The organism is Rhizobium sp. AC44/96 (genome assembly GCF_001692185.1).
In the GTDB taxonomy this organism is placed as follows: Bacteria; Pseudomonadota; Alphaproteobacteria; order Rhizobiales; family Rhizobiaceae; genus Rhizobium.
In genome coordinates, this window is record NZ_LXKO01000005.1 from 22,932 (window position 1) to 45,191 (window position 22,260).

22 protein-coding genes are annotated in these 22,260 nt (G+C 60.6%); 18 read left to right on the forward strand and 4 right to left on the reverse strand.

All coding sequences use genetic code 11. The features are described from left to right. The first annotated feature begins 66 nt into the window (after positions 1 to 66). The 4 genes from A6U87_RS07700 (at position 67) to A6U87_RS07715 (ending at position 6,645) form a co-directional block, all read left to right on the forward strand. Positions 67 to 1,806, forward strand: a complete 1,740-nt coding sequence (locus A6U87_RS07700; protein ID WP_065690670.1) for a type I secretion system permease/ATPase — start codon at positions 67 to 69, stop codon at positions 1,804 to 1,806. Between the two features lie 29 nt (positions 1,807 to 1,835). Further along, the gene (locus A6U87_RS30575) at positions 1,836 to 4,502 is read left to right on the forward strand and encodes a calcium-binding protein (RefSeq protein ID WP_065690671.1); all 2,667 of its coding nucleotides are present in this window, start codon (positions 1,836 to 1,838) and stop codon (positions 4,500 to 4,502) included. 43 nt (positions 4,503 to 4,545) lie between these two features. Further along, a complete protein-coding gene (locus A6U87_RS07710) occupies positions 4,546 to 5,847 on the forward strand; it encodes an HlyD family type I secretion periplasmic adaptor subunit (RefSeq protein ID WP_065690672.1) in 1,302 nt (433 codons plus the stop codon). A gap of 129 nt (positions 5,848 to 5,976) precedes the next feature. Then, the gene (locus A6U87_RS07715; RefSeq protein ID WP_065690673.1) at positions 5,977 to 6,645 is read left to right on the forward strand and encodes a response regulator transcription factor; all 669 of its coding nucleotides are present in this window, start codon (positions 5,977 to 5,979) and stop codon (positions 6,643 to 6,645) included. Between the two features lie 41 nt (positions 6,646 to 6,686). Here A6U87_RS07715 and A6U87_RS07720 read toward each other — a convergent pair whose 3' ends face one another. Continuing rightward, a complete protein-coding gene (locus A6U87_RS07720) occupies positions 6,687 to 6,962 on the reverse strand; it encodes a hypothetical protein (protein WP_065690674.1) in 276 nt (91 codons plus the stop codon). A gap of 4 nt (positions 6,963 to 6,966) precedes the next feature. Further along, positions 6,967 to 7,761, reverse strand: coding sequence for a thioredoxin family protein (locus A6U87_RS07725; RefSeq protein WP_065690675.1), 795 nt, complete (start codon positions 7,759 to 7,761; stop codon positions 6,967 to 6,969). Between the two features lie 121 nt (positions 7,762 to 7,882). Between A6U87_RS07725 and A6U87_RS07730 the strand changes: the two genes are divergently transcribed. From A6U87_RS07730 to A6U87_RS07770, 9 genes are all read left to right on the forward strand, one after another. Further along, a complete protein-coding gene (locus tag A6U87_RS07730; RefSeq protein ID WP_065690676.1) occupies positions 7,883 to 9,115 on the forward strand; it encodes a DNA-binding protein in 1,233 nt (410 codons plus the stop codon). Further along, a complete protein-coding gene (locus A6U87_RS07735; protein ID WP_065690677.1) occupies positions 9,112 to 9,744 on the forward strand; it encodes a PQQ-binding-like beta-propeller repeat protein in 633 nt (210 codons plus the stop codon). The genes A6U87_RS07730 and A6U87_RS07735 overlap by 4 nt, the downstream gene beginning before the upstream one ends. 390 nt (positions 9,745 to 10,134) lie before the next feature. Beyond that, positions 10,135 to 10,557, forward strand: a complete 423-nt coding sequence (locus A6U87_RS07740; protein ID WP_065690678.1) for an acetyl-CoA carboxylase biotin carboxyl carrier protein subunit — start codon at positions 10,135 to 10,137, stop codon at positions 10,555 to 10,557. Continuing rightward, positions 10,554 to 11,942: an acetyl/propionyl/methylcrotonyl-CoA carboxylase subunit alpha gene (locus tag A6U87_RS07745; RefSeq protein ID WP_065690679.1), complete on the forward strand. Its 1,389-nt coding sequence runs from the start codon at positions 10,554 to 10,556 to the stop codon at positions 11,940 to 11,942. The genes A6U87_RS07740 and A6U87_RS07745 overlap by 4 nt, the downstream gene beginning before the upstream one ends. Beyond that, positions 11,939 to 12,352 carry an acetyl-CoA carboxylase gene (locus A6U87_RS07750; protein WP_065690680.1) on the forward strand — a complete coding sequence of 138 codons (414 nt, stop codon included), beginning with the start codon at positions 11,939 to 11,941 and terminating at the stop codon, positions 12,350 to 12,352. Before A6U87_RS07745 ends, A6U87_RS07750 begins: the two co-directional genes overlap by 4 nt. Beyond that, positions 12,349 to 13,056 (forward strand): 5-oxoprolinase subunit PxpB, encoded by a 708-nt coding sequence (gene pxpB, locus A6U87_RS07755; protein WP_065690681.1) that lies wholly within the window; start codon positions 12,349 to 12,351, stop codon positions 13,054 to 13,056. The genes A6U87_RS07750 and pxpB overlap by 4 nt, the downstream gene beginning before the upstream one ends. Then, the gene (locus A6U87_RS07760; RefSeq protein WP_065690682.1) at positions 13,053 to 14,042 is read left to right on the forward strand and encodes a biotin-dependent carboxyltransferase family protein; all 990 of its coding nucleotides are present in this window, start codon (positions 13,053 to 13,055) and stop codon (positions 14,040 to 14,042) included. The genes pxpB and A6U87_RS07760 overlap by 4 nt, the downstream gene beginning before the upstream one ends. Before the next feature lie 31 nt (positions 14,043 to 14,073). Beyond that, complete coding sequence (locus A6U87_RS07765; protein ID WP_065690683.1) at positions 14,074 to 14,841, forward strand: 5-oxoprolinase subunit PxpA; 768 nt, start codon at positions 14,074 to 14,076, stop codon at positions 14,839 to 14,841. A 54-nt stretch (positions 14,842 to 14,895) separates the two neighbouring features. Next, on the forward strand, positions 14,896 to 16,101 hold the full coding sequence (locus A6U87_RS07770) for a pyridoxal phosphate-dependent aminotransferase (protein WP_065690684.1): 1,206 nt from the start codon (positions 14,896 to 14,898) through the stop codon (positions 16,099 to 16,101). 32 nt (positions 16,102 to 16,133) lie between these two features. On the opposite strand, the gene nac is transcribed toward A6U87_RS07770, so the two are convergent. Further along, positions 16,134 to 17,039, reverse strand: a complete 906-nt coding sequence (gene nac / locus A6U87_RS07775; RefSeq protein ID WP_065690685.1) for a nitrogen assimilation transcriptional regulator NAC — start codon at positions 17,037 to 17,039, stop codon at positions 16,134 to 16,136. A gap of 222 nt (positions 17,040 to 17,261) precedes the next feature. On the opposite strand from nac, the gene A6U87_RS07780 reads away from it, so the two are divergent. The 5 genes from A6U87_RS07780 to A6U87_RS07800 are packed head-to-tail and all read left to right on the forward strand — an operon-like array spanning position 17,262 to position 21,130. Next, a complete protein-coding gene (locus A6U87_RS07780; protein WP_065690686.1) occupies positions 17,262 to 18,041 on the forward strand; it encodes an SDR family oxidoreductase in 780 nt (259 codons plus the stop codon). Further along, a complete protein-coding gene (locus A6U87_RS07785) occupies positions 18,038 to 18,745 on the forward strand; it encodes an amino acid ABC transporter permease (protein ID WP_065690687.1) in 708 nt (235 codons plus the stop codon). Before A6U87_RS07780 ends, A6U87_RS07785 begins: the two co-directional genes overlap by 4 nt. Continuing rightward, a complete protein-coding gene (locus tag A6U87_RS07790) occupies positions 18,742 to 19,500 on the forward strand; it encodes an amino acid ABC transporter permease (RefSeq protein WP_065690688.1) in 759 nt (252 codons plus the stop codon). The genes A6U87_RS07785 and A6U87_RS07790 overlap by 4 nt, the downstream gene beginning before the upstream one ends. Continuing rightward, positions 19,497 to 20,264: an amino acid ABC transporter ATP-binding protein gene (locus A6U87_RS07795; protein ID WP_065690689.1), complete on the forward strand. Its 768-nt coding sequence runs from the start codon at positions 19,497 to 19,499 to the stop codon at positions 20,262 to 20,264. Before A6U87_RS07790 ends, A6U87_RS07795 begins: the two co-directional genes overlap by 4 nt. A gap of 32 nt (positions 20,265 to 20,296) precedes the next feature. Next, positions 20,297 to 21,130 (forward strand): ABC transporter substrate-binding protein, encoded by an 834-nt coding sequence (locus A6U87_RS07800; protein ID WP_065690690.1) that lies wholly within the window; start codon positions 20,297 to 20,299, stop codon positions 21,128 to 21,130. Positions 21,131 to 21,238: 108 nt separating this feature from the next. On the opposite strand, the gene A6U87_RS07805 is transcribed toward A6U87_RS07800, so the two are convergent. After that, complete coding sequence (locus A6U87_RS07805; protein WP_065690691.1) at positions 21,239 to 22,171, reverse strand: LysR family transcriptional regulator; 933 nt, start codon at positions 22,169 to 22,171, stop codon at positions 21,239 to 21,241. Positions 22,172 to 22,260: the final 89 nt, after the last annotated feature.

Sequence of the window (22,260 nt, forward strand, 5' to 3'; positions counted from 1 at the left end):
CGGTTGCGACAGTCTCCCGGCCGGGTGAACCGGCCGGGACGGTGGTTCAAAGCAGAGGGGCATGCCATGACCAAGAAGAAGATCGAGCCGCAATACAAGATCGAAGGACTGCGCGGTATCCTTATCTACCTCTTCGGACTTTCGGGTATTATCAATATTCTGGCGCTGACCGGCGCCTTCTACATGCTGCAGATCTACGACCGGGCGCTGACCAGCGGCTCGATCTCGACGCTGGTGGCGCTGTCGGTGCTGGCGATCAGCCTGTATCTGTTCCAGGGCGTCTTCGACATCATCCGCTCGCAGATCCTTATCCGGCTCGGTGCGCGCCTCGATGCGGAACTTGCGCCGATCGCCCACAAGGTGGTGATCGAGATGCCGCGTTTCGGCTACTCGACCTCCGAAGCGATGGAGCGCGGCCGCGACGTTGACACGCTACGCGGCTTTCTTTCCAGCCAGGGGCCGGTGGCATTGTTCGACCTGCCCTGGATGCCGATCTATCTGGTGTTCGTCTGGCTGTTGCATCCAATGCTCGGGATGTTGACCGTCGGTGGCGCGGTGGTGCTCACCTTGCTGACGATCGCCGCCGAACTCCTGACTCGGCGCCACTCCCAATCCATGCTGAAGGCGACGGTTGCCCGCAACTCGGTGGCCGATTCCAACGCCCGCAACAGCGACATCATGCATGCAATGGGCATCACTGGCCGGGCAGTCGACCGCTTCGAGCGGGCCAACCGGCGTCACCTCGATTGTCAGACGCGAACTTCCGACATCGGCGGTACGCTGTCTGGCCTGTCGAAGGTGCTGCGCATGATGTTGCAATCGGCAATCCTCGGCCTCGGCGCCTATCTTGCCATCCGCGGCGACCTGTCTTCCGGCTCGATCATCGCGTCATCGATCGTCACCGCGCGAGCGCTTGCACCGGTCGATTTGGCCATCGCCCAGTGGAAGGGCGTGGTCAGCGCCAGACGCAGTCATCATCGGCTTACTGAGACGCTTGCGGTGCTGAACGACAAGAGCGGCCATGTCGAGCTGCCGGCCCCGCATGACAGTCTGACGGTCGATGCCATCACCACCGTTGCGCCGACCAGCGGCGCGGTGCTTCTGAGCGACGTCAGCTTCACGCTGAAGGCCGGCCAGGCGCTCGGGCTGATCGGCCCGTCGGGCGGCGGCAAGACGACGCTGGCGCGCTCGATCCTCGGTATCTGGCCGGTGCTACGTGGCTCCGTACGGGTGGACGGGGCCGATCTCAGCCAGTGGAACGAGGCTTTCTTCAGCGAAAATGTCGGCTACCTGCCGCAGGATGTGGCGCTGATGGAAGGCACGATCGCCGAGAATATTTCGCGCTTTGCCGAGACGGCGGATGCCCGCAAGATCATCCGTGCTGCCAAGGCTGCGGACATTCACGAGTTGATCGTGCATCTGCGCGACGGCTACCAGACCGAGCTCGGTCCGCATGGCACAGCGCTGTCGGCCGGGCAGCGCCAGCGTATCGGACTGGCACGTGCCTTGTACGGCGATCCCTTCCTGGTGGTGCTGGACGAGCCGAACTCCAATCTCGATGCCGAGGGTGAGGAGGCGCTCAGCAAGGCGATCGCGAAGGTACGCGAGCGCGGCGGCATCGTTGTCATCGTCGCTCATCGGCCGAGCGCTCTTGCCGCCGTCGACATGGTCGGGCTCGTCCAGAACGGGCGGCTGGCCGCCTTCGGGCCGAAGGACGACATCATCCAGCCCACCAAGGTCCGCCCGCTGGTCGTGGAAAAGAAGGCTGCAGCCGGCCGTAGCGCGAAGCCGCTTGCCGCTGAATAGGCGACAAGCCAGAGAGCAAGGAGTTCGTTATGGGCGACAAGTTGATCCTGGGATTACCGGACGATGGTCAGGCCAGCGTGGCACCGGCCAACCGCTTCCGTCTCGCAGAGGACGATGACCTCGGCAACAGCAACGGCAAGGGCCCATCCAGGGGCGCTGATCGCCGGCTCTATTCGCTGCCGCTACTGTTCGGGACGCTTGGCGTCATACTCGGCAGCAGCGAGCAGGAAGACGCGGCCCCGGCGACGCCACCACGCAACACAAGTGATGCGGGGCCGCGGATCGCAGGTACAAATGGCAACCTTGCAGCCATCGAGGATGTCGCCGCGTTTCTGCGCGAGATGACCGATGAACTGATGGCGAGTACAGCAAACTTCGCTCGCGGCCGCCACGTTGCCTCCGTACGCCTCAGCTTCGAGGACGCGCCGCTTTCTCGCTCGCCCAACCTCGCCGATACCGTGCTTCGATCTTACAATGCCAACGATAACGAAGGCCGCATCAATATTAGCGGCGAGAGCTTCCGCTTTCCTCCGTCTGCTGTTGTGCGCTCGGGGCGCCAGCCGGTCGGGCAGACGGGCAGCGGCGGTGGCCACCAGCCTGATGACGATGACGACGAGGATCGGGATGACCACGAGGAACGTGCAAACCGCTTGCCGGTCTCGCTCGGGCGCAACATCCTTGCCAGCGGCATGGTTAACCTGTCGACGCTGATTTTTCTCGACGACCTGCTCGCCAAGACCAGTGATCCCGATGGCGACAAGCTCGATGTGCGCAACCTGGTCGTCTCGAGCGGAGCGATCACTGCCTATGGTGACGGCATCTGGCTCTATACGCCAGAGCGCGGCTTTGGCGGCAATGTCACCTTCACCTACCAGGTTTCCGATGGGAAGGGCAACATTGTCACGCAATCCGTGATGTCGCTTCTGAAGGCGCCACCACATGAGGTCGACGGCAGCGAGGCGGATGACCGGTTGCTTGGCACGCCCCGAGACGATCTGGTCACCGCCAAGGGCGGCGACGACTTCGTCTACGGTCGCGAGGGCCGCGACATCATCTTTGCCGGCGATGGCGACGACACCGTCTTTGGTGGTGATGGCGACGACCTGATCCACGGGGAAGCCGGTAACGATCGACTGTTCGGTGGCGGCGGCAACGACGTCCTCTTCGGTGGCGCCGGCAATGACCATCTTCACGGCGAGGACGGCAATGACAGTCTGATGGGCGAGGCAGGTGATGACCGCATTTATGGCGGCGCCGGCAATGACCGCCTTTTCGGCGAAGCGGGCAACGATACTCTGCTTGGCGAAGCGGGCGACGATCTGCTCGATGGCGGTGATGGCGACGACGATCTTGCCGGTGGCGCCGGCAAGGATGTGGCACTTGGCGGAACCGGGGATGACCGCTTCCGTGCCGGTCTGGTCGAGGAGGATACGCGACAGCCGGCGATCGCGCCCGGGACGGTGCTCGGCGACGGCGACGACACCTATGTCGGCGGTGAAGGCGACGATACCTACGATGCCAGCGCTGCCGCAGGCGGCGTGGTGGTCGACCTTGCGGCTGGGACAGCAACCGGTGCCGCGATCGGCACAGACAGCCTTGCGGAAATCGAGAACGTCGAGGGCAGCGCTTTTGACGACACAATTGCCGGGGACGACGGAGACAATACACTGGAGGGGGGAGCCGGCAACGATCGACTGAGCGGCGGCGGTGGCGACGACACAGTCCGCGGCAACGACGGCGATGATACGGTCATCGTTACAGCGATCGGCAACGCAGACGTCGATGATGGCAACGACATCTATGACGGCGGTGACGGGTACGACACGCTCGACCTGTCGGCACTCGTCAAGGCGGTCATTGCCGATATCGAGGCCGGCTATACGGAGAGCGAGGAGATCGGCCGCGATACCATCCTCGGCTTCGAGACGATCCACGGCGGTCGCGGCGACGATCGCTTCTCCGGCGGCAGCGGCGACGACATCCTCTATGGCGGGGCTGGCGACGACCGGCTCGATGGACGCAGCGGCGACGACCATCTGGTTGGCGGCGACGGCAACGACCGCCTCTACGGCAGCACTGGTAACGATGTCTTCCTCGTCATCGCCCACATGGACGGCGACACCGACGGGAATGACGAGATCGACGGCGGCAGCGGCAACGACGTCTATGATGCGTCGGCCACCATCGCAGGGGTCGTGATCGACCTCGAACTCGGCACCGCCTCCAGTTCGGAAATCGGCAACGATGTTCTGAAAAGCGTCGAGAATGCGATTGGCGGTAGGGGCGACGATGTGCTCGTGGCGTCGATCTCCGTCAACGTTCTGACCGGCAACGACGGTGACGATGTCTTCGTCTTCCACTCCGTTGCCGCAGCACGCAATGACGGCAACGCATGGGACGAAATCACGGACTTCCAGGTTGGCGATCGCCTCGATCTGTCCGCCTTTGCGGGCCAAGCGGGTACGCTGATGTTCGCGGGCCTGGAGCTCGATGGAGCGTCGCCGCAGATCGGCCGCGTAAGCTTCTTCTACGAAGCATTGGGCGACGACACGCGGACCGTCGTGCGCACCATCGTCGATCTCGACGATGACGACGACATCCAGATCCTGCTGCGCGGTCATCACGAGCTGACGCAACAGGACTTCATTCTCGCCGCACTGGATGGTGGCACCCAAGATGCCGTTAACCAAGCCTGACAATCTGCCCTGCGTCGATGAAATATTTCGGGAGGAATCAAAGATGACGACAACAGCAAGGACAAACGACAAGACGAAGCGCAATGCCCAGTTCGGGATCTCCTCGCGGGTCATCGTTTCGGGACTGCTGGCCGGGACGCTGGTCTTCGGCGTCGGGGGGTGGGCGGCGCAGGCCAAGTTGTCGGGTGCCGTGATCACCCATGGCCAGGTGGTCGTCTCCGAGCAGGTGAAGACGATCCAGCATCGCGACGGCGGGATCGTCGCCGAGATCCGGGTCGACAACGGCGACCAGGTCAAGAAGGGCGCCGTTCTCCTGGTGCTCGACGACACCCAGACACGCGTCGAACTCTCGATCGTCCAGGCACAGATACAGCAACTTGTCGCCACCCACGCCCGACTGATGGCAGAGCGAGATGCGGCCGACGGCATCGCCTTCGAAACGCTGGCGCTTAGCCCCGCCATCATTGCCGGGGAGAAGAAGCTGTTCGAGGAAAATCGCCGGATGATCGCCAACCAGAAGGAGCAGCTGCGGCTGCAGATCGGCCAGCTCGAGCAGCAGGTACGTGGCTTCGAGGCTCAGAACCGGTCGAACGAGAGCGAGGCGGAGATCGTCGAGCAGGAGCTGGTCAAGATGGAAAAGCTTCTGCAGAACAGGCTGGTGCCGATCGCGCAGAAGCGCGATCTGCTGCGCCAGCGCGCCCGCATTGAAGGAAGCCGCGGCGAACTAGTCGCGAAGATCGCCGAAGCCGCCGGTCAGATCAGCGAGCTCAACATGAAGCTGATCTCCATCGATCAGACCACAAGGAAGGAAACGCAGACCGAGATCGTCGTCCTCTCGGCCAGGATTGCCGAACTGCGTGAGCGCGAGGTCGCCGCGCGCGACAGAATGAGCAGGATGGAAGTCCGTGCGCCCGTCGACGGCTTCGTCTACGACCTTCAGATCCACACGATCGGCGGCATCATCGCCCCCGGGGCAACCGTCATGTCGGTCGTTCCCGACGGCGGCGACCTCACGGTCGAGGTTCGTATTCCCCCCGTTGATATCGATCGTGTCACGACCGGGCAGGCTGCACGGATGCGCTTCGTCGCGTTCAATCAGCGTACGACGCCGGAGCTCCACGGCGCGGTCGACGTCATCGCCGCCGCTACGACCCTCGATCGAACCACCGGCCAACCCTACTATCTTGCAACGCTCTCCCTCGACGATGCGCACATGCTCAAGGAAAACAAGCTGCTGCCAGGAATGCCTGTCGAAGTCTTCGTTCAGACCGCGGAGCGGACCGCGATGTCATACATCCTCAAGCCGTTCACCGACCAGATGATGAAGGCATTCAGGGAGGAATAGTGCAGGGCCTGCCGGCAAGACCAATAGGTGTATTTGTCATTTTACTGCAGCGTCACCCATAAGTGTTATCTTACTAATATAGTAATGATGGGCTATATTACTGTCGGAGATAATGAGTGGGAGAGCAACATGGTAATTTCCGTGGCGTTCGTGGATGATCATCCAATACTACTTGAAGGATTGGTCAGTCTTTATTCAAATCGAACGGATCTTTCCATCGTTGGTCGCGGCGAGAACGCTGTTGACGCGTTACAGCTCGTCGACGAACTCTGTCCTGACGTGATCGTCCTCGATCTGAGCATGCCCGGCGATCCGCTTGCAGTGATTGAGATTATCGCTCAACGCTATCAGCGCACGCGCATCATCGTATTTACGGCAAGTTCAAGTATCGAGACGGCCATCCAAGTATTGGGCCTGGGGGTCTCCGGTTATGTTCTGAAGGGCAGTACTGCCGCCGACCTTCACGAGGCAATCAAGACGGTTCATGCGGGCAACACCTTCATCACCCCCGGCTTTGCCACCAAGGTCATCATGTCGATGAAAACGGAGTCGCTGCGCCGCAAAGCGCAGACCTCTGCACGGCTGAGTGCCCGCGAGGAGCAGATCGTTGCCTACCTGATGCGCGGCAGCACCAACCGCGAGATCGCCTCCTCGCTCGACATCAGCGAGAAAACCGTCAAGCACTACATGACTGTCCTGATGCAAAAACTGGATGCGCGAAACCGGCTGGAGGTTGTCCTCGCCGCGCAGAAGCTCGACAGCAGCCTTGGCACCACGGGAAAGAGCGTGGTGAACTAGACTAGGCAGCGTTGACGCCAGATGATGACTCCGACCGGGCATCAGTGCCGCTCTGTCTCGACCGTACGGCCGGACATCATTCGCAACCATGGCGGTAGATGGAAGGCGGCCATCAACAGGTACATGGTCGTCATGCCATCCACTGGCAAGGTGCCCTGCATTGCGGAGCAGATCATGTCTGTTCCGCCGCTTGCCAAGGTCAAAATCGCCATGAAGGCGAAGGTCGGCGCCGCTGCGAGGCACAGCCAGCGGGCGATGCTTGCCGCAGTGCCGGTCGTCGTCCCGGGGCCTTGCCGTGTTCGGTTGGCGTAAACCATGACCTCATCCTTGGCCGTATTCGTCGTGAAGGCGCCACCAGATGCCTTGTTCGTTTCGGCCGAGCGGCGCGCGGTCAAGCCATTGATAGACGCCCCAAATGCCGTCGACGCCGCGCGCGTAGCTGGAGTAGGTGTGGTAGACCACGCCGTCCTTGAGCACGAAGGCGCTGATGCCTGGCCTGTCGCGTGTATAGGTGGCTACGTCGGTTCCGGTCATCGCGGCGATCTGGCCGACAGGGGTTTCGCTGCCGCGCAGTTTCCATTCCTGCACGGATTGGCCCGCAGCCTTTGGTGCCGGCGGCTCGCGACGATAGTTATACTCAATCCCGCCTTCACGCTGTTGCTGCTCAGTGAACAGGACGCTGAAGTCGAGATTGAAATCGCTGCCGAAGGAGGATGCCCAATCGAATGTCCATCCCATCCGCTCCTTGAAGGCCTCGAGCTTCGGAAGAGGCGCGCGGGAAACGGCGTTGAAGGCGACATCATGATTTTCCAGGTGAACGACCACGCCGTTGAAACCATCCGCGATCGATGAGCACGAGGGGCATCCGGCCGTATAATCGGGCCCGAACATGAAGTGATAGATGAGCAGCTGCGACCGACCATTGAAGAGGTCGGCGAGGGAGGCGCTGCCCTTGGCGGTCTCGAACCGGTAGTCCTTGTCGATCCGAACCCATGGCAGTGCCCGGCGGCGCTCTGCCAGCATATCGCTTTGCCGTGTCAGTTCCTTCTCTTCCGCAAGCAGGTCGAGCCGCGCGGCAAGCCACTCCTCGCGTGTGCCTGTGATGTGCATCGTCATTGTACTTCTCCTCTTGATCTCTGTCGGTGCAGCGTACCGCCCCTTGCGGTCGCTTGATGGTCGTGAGCAGACTAGGGTCGAAGCGGGAGAGGGTGGGAGTTACAAGTTTGGCGGGATTTCGATGGACGAGGTGATCACCGCCGCAGCGAGGCTGCTTGCGACCGGCGATCTCCTTGGTGCTTTGAAGAGGGTGGCGTTGCGAGACGATGCGCCTGCGCTCGCGCTTCGCGGCATCGTCATGGCGCAGCTTGGTGATCTCGTCCGGGCGAAGGTCCTCCTGAAGACGGCGGCCCGCGCCTTCGGGCCGAGGGACGCTGTCGCGCGGGCGCGCTGTCTCGTCGCCGAAGCAGAAATCGCACTGGTCTCGCGCGATCTTGCCTGGCCGGCCAAGACGCTGACCGCCGCTCGAGAAGTGCTGGAAGCTCACGGCGATCGCCTGAACGCGGCGCATGCGCGCCATCTCGAAGCGAGGCGGCTGCTCCTCATCGGCCATCTCGACGAAGCCGAACGGCTGCTTGTTGGCCTCGATCCAATACAGCTTCCGGCCTCCTTGCGAACGGGATACGAACTCGCCACCGCAGGGATCGCCATCCGCCGTCTCAAGGCCGACGTTGCACGCGCGGCGCTCCATCGCGCAGGAAACGCCGCGCGCGAGTCGGGCATTCCTTCGCTGAGCGCCGAGGTCGACAGAGCATCCGAAGTTCTCAAAGCGCCGGTGGCACGGTTGGTCGGGCAGGGCGAGGAACGCTTCCTGACGCTGCAGGAAGTCGAGACGGTACTGGCATCAGGTGCGCTTGTGGTCGATGCATGCCGCTATGTCGTGCGAGACGGGGACGCGATCGTTTCGCTGACGACGCGCCCGGTGCTGTTCGCGCTGGTGCATGCGCTGGCGGCGAACTGGCCGGCAGACGTGTCGCGGCACATCCTGGTTGCCCGGGCGTTTAAGGGGAAGGACGCCGATGATTCCCATCGTGCAAGGTTGCGTGTCGAGATTGGGCGGCTCCGCGGCGAGCTTCATCGCATCGCCGACATCAGCGCCACCAAGGACGGTTTCGTGCTCGCCCCTCGGCGCGCCACCAACGTGATTATCCTGGCGCCACCCGTCGAGGAGCAGAATGGCGAGATCCTCGCATTCCTCGCGGATGGGGAGGCCTGGTCGAGTTCAGCGTTGGCGATCGCAATCGGATCGAGTCCGCGCACCGTGCAGCGCGCCCTTGATGCGCTCGCCGAAGCAGGCAAGGTACAATCGTTCGGACGAGGGCCGGCACGCCGATGGACGATCCCGTCGCTGCCCGGCTTCCCGTCAACTTTGTTACTCCCGGGTCCACTGCCAATCAGTAGGATAGACCAATGAAACAGAGCAAGGCTGAAATACTTCGCGAATATGGTCCCTTTCCTGACGTCAATCACGTGGCGGGTGTCACCTATGACGGCCGACATGTCTGGTTCGCCTCGGGCGACAGGCTCAATGCGCTCGATCCCGATGCCGGCGAGGTCGTGCGCTCGATCGACGTTGCCGCACAGGCTGGTACGGCCTTCGACGGACGCTATCTCTTTCAGATTGCGGAAGGACAAATCCAGAAGATCGATCCGAAGACGGGTACGGTGCTGAAGACGATCCCAACGCCCGCCAAGGGGGGCGATTCCGGCCTCGCCTGGGCGGAGGGGACGCTCTGGATTGGAGACTATCGCGGTCGAAAGATCCATCAGATCGATCCGGAAACCGGTGCGCTTCTCCGCAGCATCGACTCCAACCGGTTTGTTACCGGTGTGACGTGGATCGATGGCGAACTCTGGCATGCCACCTGGGAGGACGAGCAGAGCGATATCAGGCACCTTGAGCCTGAGAGCGGGCGTGTGCTGGAACTCATCGAGATGCCGCCCGGTCTCACGGTGTCAGGGCTTGAGTCCGATGGGGGTGATCGTCTCTACTGCGGTGGCGGTGATAGCGGCAAAGTCCGCGCGGTCCGTCGGGCGCGCTAATATTAACGCAGGCAATGTTTGGCATTCACATGCGCGGACGCAATGTCTCTCGCGATGTGTCGCCAGTTGCACTGACTGCGATCAGATTACTCCCGTGAAGCCGTGAACGATCTAAGATTTCGAGACTGAGGAGCGAGCGGATCTCGACGCGGTAGCTACGTTTGCGATGCGTATCCACCATCAAGCGCTCGAGGCGTAGCGCCAAGATCGAAGACCGACATGACGGAAATCTCCGAGATCAAATTGTGAGCCTCCGGTCGCCGCTCAGAATCTGCCGGTCATCAAAACTTCGTCTGACCCCATCGTCGGAAGCATCATGCTAGGAATTGAATGACCGATTTCGGCGCCGCGCCGTGATCGATAATTGCATTCCAATGTACCGAGATGCTGATGGATCTTGAGAAGATAAAGACCTTGATCGACTTTGTGGGGCGGTCGAATGTCACCGAGCTGTCCGTCGCGGAAAAAGGGACAACGGTTCGGATCTTCCGCACGCGCGATCACAGTGCGGCGGATACCCCTGCACCACAAGCGCAGCGCGGGGAAGCGCTCGGAGTTCCGACCGACAACGCGACATCGCACACCGTATCCGCTCCCGTCTTCGGCGTCCTGCACCGCACGCCGGCGCCCGATGAGCCACCTTTTGTCAAAATGGGCGACACGGTTGAGGAGGGGCAGACCCTCTTCATCATAGAAGCCATGAAAGTGTTCAATCGCATCACGGCACCGCGCGCGGGGCGTATTACAAAACTGACCGACATCGACGGAGCAGAGGTCGAAACCGGTGACACACTCGCGGAGATTGCCGCATGAGCGCCCCTGTCGGCATTGAGAAAGCGAGTGCTCCTTTCGACACTGTCCTGATCGCCAATCGCGGTGAGATCGCTGCCAGAATCCAGAAGGCATGCCGCGCACTCGGCCTAAAAACCGTGATGATCTGCTCCGAGGCGGACAGGCTGGCGAAGTACGGCGACGCGGCCGAACATTTCCTTTGCATTGGACCATCGCCGGCCGCCAAGAGTTACCTGAATCAAGACGCGATCCTCCTGGCCGCGCGGCTCACAGGTGCCGGTGCGATCCATCCCGGATACGGCTTCCTGTCTGAAAAGGCTTCATTTGCCGAAGCCATCGACCGGGCGGGTCTCGTCTTCATCGGGCCGCCCGCATCGGCGATCGCCACGATGGGCGACAAGATTGCCGCCAAGCGTGCCATGATTTCAGCAGGCGTGCCCTGTGTTCCCGGTCCAGACACAGCACTTCCCGATGACCGCGGCCTGATCGATCGCACTGCGCGGGAGATCGGATATCCTGTCATCATCAAGGCCGCGGGTGGTGGCGGCGGGCGCGGCATGCGCGTCGTTTCTGAGCCTCAGCAACTTCACGAAGCGGTTGCGCTGACACGCGAAGAAGCGCGCCAGGCGTTCGGTTCGGCTGAGCTCTACATGGAGAAATTTCTTCAGCATCCACGCCACATCGAGATACAGGTGGTTTGTGACCGTCACGGCAATGCCATATGGCTCGGTCATCGCGATTGCTCGATGCAACGCCGGCATCAGAAGGTGGTCGAAGAAGCTCCGGCTCCCGGGATTACGGCGAAATTGATCGGCCCGGTGGGGCAGGCCTGCGTCGAAGCCTGCCGCCAGATAGGCTATCGCGGCGTAGGGACGTTTGAGTTTCTCTACGAGGACGGACGGTTCTATTTCATTGAAATGAATACCCGACTGCAGGTCGAGCATCCCGTTACGGAAATGACGAGCGGTCTTGATATCGTCAGGGAACAGATCGCAATCGCTCAGGGAATGCCTTTGACCCTTGGCCAGGCCGAGATCGGATGTGAAGGCCACGCGATCGAGTGCCGCATCAATGCCGAAGACCCAGAGACCTTCCTGCCATCGGCCGGCGTTATCGACGAACTAAACCTCCCCGAGGGCCCGGGCATTCGCATCGATACTCATATCCATGCGGGTTATCGGGTTTCGCCTTATTACGATTCACTCATCGCCAAGCTGATCGTCCACGCCGAAACCCGCTCCGCGGCTATTGTCAAGATGCGCGATGCCTTGGCCGCCACGCGGATCAGTGGAATTTCAACAAATCTGCCGTTCCTCAGCGCCATCCTCGATGACGATGGGTTCGGCCGTGGCGAGACCGACATCCACTACCTCGAGCACTGGCTCAAGACGAGGAGACCGGCATGAGTACGATCGGTCTTACCGACCCGGTGACAATAGCGACCCTATCCGACGCGTTGACAAAGGCGGGGGTCGAAGGGGTGGAGATCACGACACGTGATGGCCACCTCCGGATCGTGGTCTCAGGAGGCAAAAGCGCTGCAATCTCCCACTCGGCACCGTCGTCTGCCGTGAGTTCTGCGGATAGTGCTGTGATCAAGGCACCAATCGCGGGCTATTTCCGCCCGGCTGCTGCGGCCGCTGGCGAGACAGAGCGCGAGGTCATGCAGGGCGAACCCCTCGGCTTCATGGTCATCGGCCCCATCCTCGTTCCAATGCTCGCTTCTTCTGCCGGCATTCTGCGGCGCAAGCATGCCGAACCAGAGGACTTGATCGGTTTCGGAACGCCCCTCTTCGAGCTTGAGAAAACGTCATGACGATCCAGCCAAGCAATCATTCGTCGAGCTACGATGGACCATCAGTCGTGCGGGATGGTGCACGAATTTCCTTTATTGGCGCCAGGTCTTTCCTGTTGGAGGCGCCGGGTGATTTCGACCTGCCCGCGCAGCGTCTGATCTGGGCGGTCGCGCGGTCGGTGGCGGCATGGGACGACGTCGGGGAGGTCATTCCTGGGATGACCAATCTGCTCGCGATCCTGAAGCAGACGCCGGAATATCCTGAGGATTTCGTCGAGCGGTTCCAAGCGGCCTGGCAGGCTGCGCGCAGCGTTGACCTCAAGGGCAAGACGATTGAAATCCCCGTCGTCTACGGCGGCGAATATGCCACCGATCTCGCCGCTATCTGTGATCACTCAGGCCTGAGCGACCGCGAAGTTGTCAGGCTCCATCATGAGGGAAGTTACCGGGTGTTCGCGCTCGGGAGTGCACCGGGGTTTGGCTACCTGCACGGGCTCAATCCAAGCATTTACATGCCGCGCAAGAAGGTCCCTTCGCTGCGCATGGAGAGGGGCTGTGTGACCATCGGGGGCATGCAGACCGGAGTGGCGATGCTGACTGGCCCCAATGGCTGGAACTCGATCGGTCACGCTGACCAGGAGATGTTCGATCCGACGTCTTCCACCCCCGCGCTGATGGCGCCTGGCGATGCCGTACGATTTCTTCCCGAAAGGATCGAGTTGTGATCGAGATTGTTCAAACGGGTCCGCTCAACACGGTTCAGGATCTCGGACGCCCCGGCTATCGCGCCATCGGCGTCTCGGCGAGCGGCGCGATGGATCCTCTGGCGGTCAGAACAGGCAACGTCTTGCTTGGCAACGAGCAGGGTGCCGCTGCTATCGAAGTGCAGACATTCCCGTTCAAGATCCGTTTCTCCGCCATCACGGATTTCGCAGTCACAGGCGCGGATGGCGCACTGCTCCTGAACGAGCGCGACGTGATGGCGTGGTCAATCCACCGGGCAGCGGCGGGCGATGTCCTGGAAATACGCCAACCGCGCCGTCTGGGTCGCGTTTATATCACCTTTTCCGGTGGCGTGGACGTGCCTGTGGTCATGGGGTCGCGAAGCACGACGTTGCGTGGCGGCTTTGGGGGCTATGACGGGCGCCCGCTTGCGGCAGGCGACGCACTTGCCACAATCCCGGTTGACGGCAATCTGCCTCAGCGCGCCATCGCTGTCGTCGAGCCTGCTGTCGCCTTACGGGATTTCTTTCCCGCTGCGACGGACGATGTCTTGCCAATTCGCGCAATTCCAGCAGGGGAGCACGTGCTCTTTGTCAGCGATGCCGATCGGTTCTGGAGCCAGCTTTGGCGCATCTCCTCGCAGAGCGATCGGACGGGCTATCGGTTGTCAGGCGAGCCGATCAAGCCGGAGGCGCCGGTGGAAATGCGCTCGCATGGCGTTGTCCCAGGGGTCGTTCAGGTTCCCCCCGGCGGCGAACCGATCATCCAGATGAGCGACGCAAATACTGCTGGCGGATATCCGAAGATCGCGGGTGTGATCGAAAGCGACTTGTGGCGCCTAGGCCAGGCGCGCATCGGCACCAAGATCCGGTTCGTACGCTCGACCCATGCCGAGGCAAGGGCCACCGAACAGGCGGTCGATCGCTATGTCGAGGACGTGTGCCGAACGGCAACAATGGTCAAGCGGGCGCTCGGCATAATCGCCTGATGGCGACCCTCGGGGTTAAAGGGAGAAAACGGTGAAAATCGATTTGAATTCCGACATGGGGGAGGGCTTCGGTCCGTACCGCCTTTGTGACGACGAGGCGATGATGAGTTTCGTTTCGTCAGCCAACATTGCCTGCGGCTTTCATGGCGGGGATCCGGACACGATGGCCAGAATGGTTCGACTGGCGAAGGAAAACGGTGTCGGGATCGGTGCCCATCCGGGACTGCCGGACAGGGCAGGTTTTGGCCGCCGTGAGATAGCCTTCGAGCCCGACGAACTTCGTCAGCAGATGGTCTACCAGCTTGGCGCCCTTCAGGCGATTGCCAGGGCACAGGGTATGACGGTCGGCCACTTTTCCTTCCATGCGGCGATGGGCAACATGGTCAACCGCGATCCTAAACTTGCGGACCTGATGATGGATGCGATCGCCAGGGTCGATGACCGACTGGTGGTTTTCGTCACGCCGGACAGCGAGATCGAACGCGCGGCCAAGCGCGCGCGTCTTCGGACACTTGCACTTTTCCTTGCTGATCGTGCCTACGATGCGTCGGGGAAACTTGTCCCCCGGGGACTTCCCGGCGCTCTCGTCAAGGACGAAGCTTCCGTTCGCGCCCGCGTGCGCCGCTTCTTGCTGGATAGAACGGTCGCGGCGATCGACGGAACGGTGATCAGCATGCCGGCGCGGTCCATTCTCGTTCATAGCGATACACCCGGGTCTCTCGAGCTCGCAAGGCTTATTCGAAGTGAAATCAATCACGTCGGCGCCGAGCTTGCATCGGTATCTGAACTGGCGTCCTGACCCGTTCCACCTGACTTTACGCTACTTGTCTTCCCGAAAGTGAAAGATCTGACCATGTCCTCCATAGCCGATCGCCTGAAGAACGTTTCCATTTCTGCATCTGCTGCGATGACGCAGCGCGCCCGCGAACTCGCTGCCAAGGGCATCAAGGTCGTGAGCCTGTCTTCCGGTGAGCCGGATTTTGCGACGCCGGTTCACGCGATCGAGGCGGCTCATGCCGCGGCCCTTGGCGGCGACACGAAATATCCGCCGATGGATGGGACGCTTGCTCTGAAGACGGCGATATCGCGGAAATTCAAGCGCGATAACAATCTTGACTACGACGCCAGCCAGATCATCGTATCCGGTGGCGGCAAGCAGGTTATCTTCAATGCGATGCTCGCGACCTGCAATCCAGGCGACGAGATCGTTATCCCGACGCCATCATGGGTAAGCTACGCCGATATCGTCAAGTTCGCAGGTGGCGTGCCGGTCGCGGTACCGTGCTTCGAAAAGTCCGGATTCAAGCTGCGCGCGGAAGATTTGGAGGCAGCGATCACGCCACGCACCAAGTGGCTACTCCTGAATTTCCCAAATAATCCGACCGGTGCGGCTTGCTCGCGGGCTGAGATGGCGGCGATTGCCGAAGTGATGCTGCGCCACCCTAACGTCTGGATCCTCACCGACGATATCTACGAGCACCTCGTCTACGATGATTTCGAGTTCTGCACCATTGCAGAGGTGGAGCCGCGGCTTCACGAGAGGGTGCTGACGATGAACGGCGTTTCGAAGGCCTATGCCATGACCGGCTGGCGGCTCGGCTTCTGCGCCAGCGGCTCCAAGGAACTGATCGGCGCCATCAGCAACGTCAATGGCCAGAATAGTGGCGGTATTTCCACGGTCGTGCAGGCCGCAGCGATCGCCGCCTTGAACGGTCCCCAGGATCTTCTCAAGGAGCGGGCAGCGATCTATCAGGAACGTCGCGACTTCGTGGTCGATAGGCTCTCCGGGATCGATGGCCTTCGCTGCCACAAGCCCGAAGGCGCCTTCTACGTCTACCCCAACATGGCATCCCTGATCGGCAAGACGACCAAGGGCGGGCGCAAGATCGGAAGCGATGTCGATTTCGTCATGGCTCTGGTGGATGAGCACCATGTCGCGACGGTTCAGGGTGCGGCCTATGGCATGAGCCCCTATTTTCGCATCTCCTACGCGACGAGCATGGAGATGCTTCGCGAAGGCTGCGCTCGGATCGCGCAGTTCTGCGACGAAATGCGTTGATGCAAGCAAATGGAGCCCGCGCCGGCGGGCTCCTACGCGTTGAGGCGCTCGGTCAGTTCGATAAGGATGGCGCGAACCGCAAGAGCAGGTTCAGACAACGCGTTCTGATCGGACGTACATAGGGAAAGTGTTTCCTCGATCCGAGGGGAAATAAGCCGGCGTACCAGGGGCTCGTTGGATTCGGTGACGATGCGGTCGGCTATGGCTTTGGGCATGATGGTTGCTCCAAGGCCGCTTGAGACGGCGCGAGCAAGCGTACGGACAACTTCGACTTCGGCGACCACTTTCAGATTGATTCTGCTGCGCGTAAATGCGGTCTCGATGGCACGACGCACGAAATTATAAGAGGGCGGCAGCAGGAGTGGGATGCCGTCCAGGGCGCTGACCGGAACCGGCTTCGCATCCGCCTCGATTGCAAAATCTTTTGGCGCGACGAGATAAAATTCCTCGCTGAGAATCGGCTCGAAACGCACACCCTTGATCGGACCGACACCATGGATGAGCGCCATTTCCAGGCGACCGTTCATGATTAGCTGACTGTAGGTTTGGCCGACACTTTCGGTCAGGTGCAGGAGAATGCCCGGATGACGCTTGCGAGTCTCGGCGAGCAGTTCGACGGAAAGCATTGCCGCGCTGCTGAAGGGAACCAACCCGACCGAAACTCTGCCTGCAAGCGAATTTCCAGCGGCCGACGCATCCGCCTGGGCCTGTTCCATTTGCCTCAGAATGATCTGCGCATGACGGTAAACCGCGTGACCGGCATCGGTCATGCTCACCCCCTGCTGGCTTCGAATGAGCAGTTTCTGTCCGAAATGGTCTTCGAGCGCTGCCAGTTGCTGGCTTAGTGCGGGCTGGGCGAGATGCAGAATATCGGCGGCCCGCGTGATGCTACCGCTATCGACGATGACGATGAAGGATTTGAGGCGTTTGATATCCATCTGGGGCGGGGCGTTCCAATGCTTTGGGGCTCTGATCTTACTGTCGCCGGCAGCTTTTGCAACGCACGCGGCTTGCCATCCCCGTCGGTAATGGCCCGAACTTGGTGTCCGGGAGAGAGCCGCTCGGGTCCATAAGACTTGCTTATTAGGTCAGAAATAATCGGTCTTAGGCAAGGGTCGAAAGCTCCGCTAAGGTCCGAGCCAACAAAAAAGGGAACCGAGATGCCTTTTGCAGATTACAAGACAGCATTGGTGACAGGAGCGTCGTCCGGTATCGGCGCAGCAGTGGTGGAGCGCTTTCGCCGCGAGAATATCCAGGTGCATGCGATCGCTCGCAGCGAGAAAGCGTTGAGTGAACTTGCTGCCCGCACCGGATGCATTGTGCATGCGATCGACGTCACCGACCGTCAGGCAATTGCTGACCTTGCTGGTCGCGTCGAGTTCGACATCCTCGTCAACAATGCAGGTGTCGATCGTCCGAAGAAATTCCTTGAGGCCGACGAGAGCGATATCGACCTGCTTGTCGACGTCAATCTCCGTGCTGTCCTGCATATCTGCCGCCTCATCGTCCCGGGCATGGTCGCACGCGACCGTGGACACGTCGTCAATATTTCGTCGATCGCCGGAAACTATAACTTTGGCGGCAACTCGACCTATCACGCCGTCAAGGCTGGCGTTGCCATGTTGTCGAACCAGCTCCGTATCGACGCTTTCGGCAAGCGCGTCCGTGTAACGGAAGTCTGCCCGGGTCGCGTTGCGACCGATATCTTCAACCACGTGCATGGTAACGATCCGAGCGTGCGCGAACGCTTCATCGACGGCTTTGAGTTGCCGCAGGCAAGCGATATTGCTGACGCGATCGCCTTCGCGATTGCTGCGCCGGTTGCCGTCAATATCGGCCATTTGGAGATCACCCCGACACTTCAGGTGATGGGTGGCCTGCAGACCGCAAAGCCTCAGGCGCCAGCTGGCGAAAAGCCTGACGAGAGGGCAAGGTCGTGAGCGGGTTCGATCTCTCGGCGATCCTTTCCAACCCTGACTATATTTCCATGCTCGTGCATGGCGTCGAGATGACCTTCGTCATCTACATCGGCTCCTGGGGTCTGGCGATGACGCTTGCGATCCTGCTCTTGGGTCTCAGGATTTCTTCGCTCCGCTTCGCCGAACCTGTTGTGAAGGCCTATGTCTCCTACCACCGCAACGTCCCGACGCTTGTGCAGTTGATGCTCTGGTATTTCGGCATCTATACCCTGATGCCGGATGCGGTGACCGGATGGCTGGCCGACCACAATGCCGAGGCGATCTTCGCGGTCATCGGCCTGGGGCTCTGCCAGGCCGCCTATTTCAGCGAAGACCTTCGCTCCGGCCTTCGGGCGGTAAGCCCCGGTCAGATGGAGGCGGCGAAAGCGCTTGGGCACGGCTATGTCTCAGCCATGCGCTTCGTCATCATGCCGCAAGGTGTCCGCAATGCGCTGCCGCCACTCATCAATCATTCCGTTTCCCTCTTCAAGAACAGCAGTCTTGCCATCGTCGTCGGTGCGTCGGAACTGACCCATGCCATCAAGGAGATCGACAATGTCAGTTTCCGGACGTTCGAGATCTATCTGATCGGCACGGTGATCTACCTGTTCTTCTCTCTCATCATCATGGGCGCGGGCGCAGCCATCTCGATGCGCGCCGATCCCGTCCTGAGGGTACGCCGATGATCCAGGATATCGTCAACATCATCAAGGATTACTGGCTGCTGCTGTTGATCGGCCAATATCCGAATGGCCCGCTTGGCGGCCTGGCGAACACCCTCGTTCTGTCCGCTCTTGCCATTGCCCTTGCCTTCCCGCTGAGCATTCTTCTGGCTCTTGCCCGCCTCTCGAGGTTCCGGCTCCTGAAGTGGCCGGTGACCAGTCTCGTTTACGTCACGCGTGGCGTGCCGCTGCTTATGCTCATCCTGTGGTGCTACTTCGTCGTGCCGCTCTGGACGGGAGCCGACGTTCCGAGCTTCTGGATCATGCTGGTGACACTCGTGATTTATGAAGGCGCTTTCCTGAGCGAGGTGGTGCGGGCCGGAATCGTTTCTCTCGGGCAGGGGCAGATGGACGCCGCTCGCGCACTCGGTCACAGCTACATGGGCGCGATGCGTTATGTCATTCTCCCGCAGGCGCTCTACAACATGATCCCGAGCATGATCTCGACTTTCGTCTCGACGATCAAGGATACGACGCTCGGTTATGTCATCAACGTTCCGGATCTGACCTTCGCCGCAAGCCAGGTCAACAACCAGTTGCTGACGCAGCCCTTCCAGGTCTTCCTGGTGCTTGCACTTGTTTACTACGTGCTTTGCTGGACGCTGACCTTTGTTGCCAATAGCGTCGAAAAACGCATCGCGCGCCGCCGCGCCGGGCCGGTCAACGTCCGCCTTCCCGCGCAAAGCATGCCTCTCAAGACAATCACGGAGCAACTATGACCGCGCCTCAGTCTAAGCCGCAGGATGGGCAGGCCATTCGCCTTGAAGCCGTCAGCAAGAGCTACGGTGATTACCAGGTGCTCAAGAACATTGATGCCGAGGTCAAGCGCGGCGAAGTGGTTGTTATCTGCGGACCTTCGGGTTCGGGAAAATCGACATTGATCCGTACGGTCAACCGGCTGGAGGAGATCAACAGCGGCGCGATTGAATTCGAGGGGCAGAATATCCACGCAAAGATGCGTGCGTCCGAGCTCAACAGGCTGCGTAGCCGGATCGGCTTCGTCTTCCAGAGTTTCAATCTATTTCCGCATCTGTCGGTGCTCGAAAACGTATCGATGTCGCCGATCAAGATAAAGGGCGTGCCAGCAAGCGTTGCCCGCGAGAAGGCACTCAAGCTCCTCGATCGCGTCGGCCTGGCGGATAAGGCGAATGCCTTCCCAGCCCAGCTTTCCGGTGGACAGCAGCAACGCGTGGCGATTGCACGCGCGCTCGCCATGGAACCGCCGGTCATGCTTTTCGACGAGCCGACCAGCGCGCTTGATCCGGAAATGGTTGGTGAAGTGTTGGCGGTCATGAAGAGCCTCGCGGCTGAGGGAATGACCATGCTCTGCGTCACGCACGAGATGAATTTTGCGCGCGATGTCGCAGACCGCATCTGGTTCATCGACGCTGGCGAGATCCTCGAGACCGCGACACCAGAAGATTTCTTCAAGAATCCCCGCCACCCGCGCGCGCAGCGTTTCCTCTCAGATCTGCGGCACTGACGGACAAGCCTTCATAACAACGGAGAACAGCAATGAACTGGAAATGCATTACAGTGGGCCTGATGCTTGCCGGCGCCGCCGCGCTGCCTGCAAAGGCTGATGAGCTTGGCTCGATCCTTACCAACAAGACGCTGCGTTGCGCGACTTATGCCGACGTTCCTCCTTTTTCTTCTCCAGATCTGAAAACACGCGAGATGGTCGGCTTCGACGTCGATCTGTGCAAGGCGGTCGCGCGCGAACTCGGTGTCACGGCGGAGATCAAGCCGATCTCGGTCGAGGCCCGCGTATCGGAAGTCAAGCTCGGCCGCGTCGACATCACGGTCGCCAATCTGGCCTATACGCAGAGCCGCGCAGAGCAAATCCAATATAGCGACCCCTATTATGTCGCCAAGGAAATGTTGATGGTTCCTGCCGACGACCAGGGCAAGACGAAAGCGGATTACCAGGGGCAGCGGCTGGCCTCGAGCAAGGGATCGACCTCGGAACTGTCGATCAAGCTCAACAAGTCCGAACCGCTGACCTTTCAGGACACCGGCTCCGCCTATCTCGCCCTACAGCAGGGCAAGGCGCGCGGCATGGTCGCCAATACGATGACCATCACCAAGCTCGTCAACGAATCCCAGGTGCGCGGCAAGAAGATGCGCATGATCGACGATCCGATGCTGTATCAGCCGATCGGTATCGGCATGCAGAAGGACCAGCCGGCACTGACCGCGAAGGTCAACGAGATCCTGCACAAACTCGACGATGCAGGCGAGATCAACAAGATCTGGGATACTTGGCTTGGGCCGAACACCGAATACAAGATGACCCGCACCGACAAGGTGGTGCCGCTCTCCGAACTGAAGTTCGATCCGATTCCCTGATCGGCTGATCGCCTAGAACCTTCCTGATCCTCCCACGAGACAAAGGAGACGGCGGATCGTTCCGCCGTCTCCTCATGCGCTTCTGTGACCTTGACTGTCTGTCGGCTCTTACGCCTGCTTTGGTGCAACGCACGACCAGTTTCCCTGCTCGCCGAGTCTGAGCACGACTTCGAGCAGGATATTCCTGACCTCGAGGACGGCCTTGGTTTGCGGGTGATCGACGGGACTGTCGAGAACCAGACGTCGCGTGAACCCTTTGCCAGCGAGCGGACGCACCGACAAGGCACCCCTCCGGGCATCTTCGAAGACCGCTCCGCGCCCAAGCACGGTAAAGCCGAAGCCGGCACCGATTGCGGCCTTGGTACTTGCAAGTCCCTCGATCTCCCGCGCGATGTTGATGGTCTTTCCGAGAATGAGCGCCTCGCGTTCAAGCAGAATGCGGATGCCATGCCGGCGCGTCGGGAGAATGAGCGAAAGTTCGAGCGCCTGGCTGATCGAAATGGAGGAACCGTCCTCGGCGAAATGTCCGGCAGGGCCGACGGCGTAAAGCATCTCGTCGAAGAGAGGAGATGCCGTCGGGCGTGCGACCTCACCAAGGTTGACTGCAAGATCGTGCGCCTTGGTTTCAATGGCTGCGCGCAGGGTTTGGCTGTCACCCTCGCTGATCGTCAGGCGGATTTTCGGAAACCGTTCCTCGCAAATCTTCAGAACGGGCAAGGCAATCAGGGGCGCGATCGACGCAAGGACGCCGAGGGAAACGTCACCGCTAGGGTTTTTCGCCTGTTCCTTTGTTGCTGCCTCGGCCTGATCGAGAGCCTTGAGGATGGCCTGGGTATGCGCCAGCAATGTCGTTCCCGCTTCGGTCACGACAACCCCGCGGGGCGTACGGGTCAGCAGTTGAACTGAAAGTTGCTCTTCAAGAGAGCGCATGTGCAGGCTGAGCGCAGGTTGGGCCACGCCCAGCTCATGCGCGGCGCGCGTGAACGAGCCGAACTCGGCGATCTTCGAGAAATAGCGCAGTTTAAGGAGATCGAGTGCCACGCTCTTTGCGATGTCCCCATAACGGATTTTTATAATAGCCATCTTCAATATATATTTGTGAGAATAGCGCAACCCACTTAAACGGTTAG

Excerpts from the sequence above, each read along its gene's own strand:
- A6U87_RS07740 (WP_065690678.1), top strand. The coding sequence starts at position 10,135 with ATGGATCTTGAGAAGATAAAGACCTTGATCGACTTTGTGGGGCGGTCG.
- A6U87_RS07780 (WP_065690686.1), top strand. The coding sequence starts at position 17,262 with ATGCCTTTTGCAGATTACAAGACAGCATTGGTGACAGGAGCGTCGTCC.
- A6U87_RS07730 (WP_065690676.1), top strand. The coding sequence starts at position 7,883 with ATGGACGAGGTGATCACCGCCGCAGCGAGGCTGCTTGCGACCGGCGAT.
- A6U87_RS07790 (WP_065690688.1), top strand. The coding sequence starts at position 18,742 with ATGATCCAGGATATCGTCAACATCATCAAGGATTACTGGCTGCTGCTG.
- A6U87_RS07800 (WP_065690690.1), top strand. The coding sequence starts at position 20,297 with ATGAACTGGAAATGCATTACAGTGGGCCTGATGCTTGCCGGCGCCGCC.
- A6U87_RS07735 (WP_065690677.1), top strand. The coding sequence starts at position 9,112 with ATGAAACAGAGCAAGGCTGAAATACTTCGCGAATATGGTCCCTTTCCT.
- A6U87_RS07795 (WP_065690689.1), top strand. The coding sequence starts at position 19,497 with ATGACCGCGCCTCAGTCTAAGCCGCAGGATGGGCAGGCCATTCGCCTT.
- A6U87_RS07720 (WP_065690674.1), bottom strand. The coding sequence starts at position 6,962 with ATGGTTTACGCCAACCGAACACGGCAAGGCCCCGGGACGACGACCGGC.
- A6U87_RS07710 (WP_065690672.1), top strand. The coding sequence starts at position 4,546 with ATGACGACAACAGCAAGGACAAACGACAAGACGAAGCGCAATGCCCAG.
- A6U87_RS07750 (WP_065690680.1), top strand. The coding sequence starts at position 11,939 with ATGAGTACGATCGGTCTTACCGACCCGGTGACAATAGCGACCCTATCC.
- A6U87_RS30575 (WP_065690671.1), top strand. The coding sequence starts at position 1,836 with ATGGGCGACAAGTTGATCCTGGGATTACCGGACGATGGTCAGGCCAGC.
- A6U87_RS07725 (WP_065690675.1), bottom strand. The coding sequence starts at position 7,761 with ATGACGATGCACATCACAGGCACACGCGAGGAGTGGCTTGCCGCGCGG.
- A6U87_RS07700 (WP_065690670.1), top strand. The coding sequence starts at position 67 with ATGACCAAGAAGAAGATCGAGCCGCAATACAAGATCGAAGGACTGCGC.
- A6U87_RS07745 (WP_065690679.1), top strand. The coding sequence starts at position 10,554 with ATGAGCGCCCCTGTCGGCATTGAGAAAGCGAGTGCTCCTTTCGACACT.
- pxpB (WP_065690681.1), top strand. The coding sequence starts at position 12,349 with ATGACGATCCAGCCAAGCAATCATTCGTCGAGCTACGATGGACCATCA.
- nac (WP_065690685.1), bottom strand. The coding sequence starts at position 17,039 with ATGGATATCAAACGCCTCAAATCCTTCATCGTCATCGTCGATAGCGGT.
- A6U87_RS07715 (WP_065690673.1), top strand. The coding sequence starts at position 5,977 with ATGGTAATTTCCGTGGCGTTCGTGGATGATCATCCAATACTACTTGAA.
- A6U87_RS07770 (WP_065690684.1), top strand. The coding sequence starts at position 14,896 with ATGTCCTCCATAGCCGATCGCCTGAAGAACGTTTCCATTTCTGCATCT.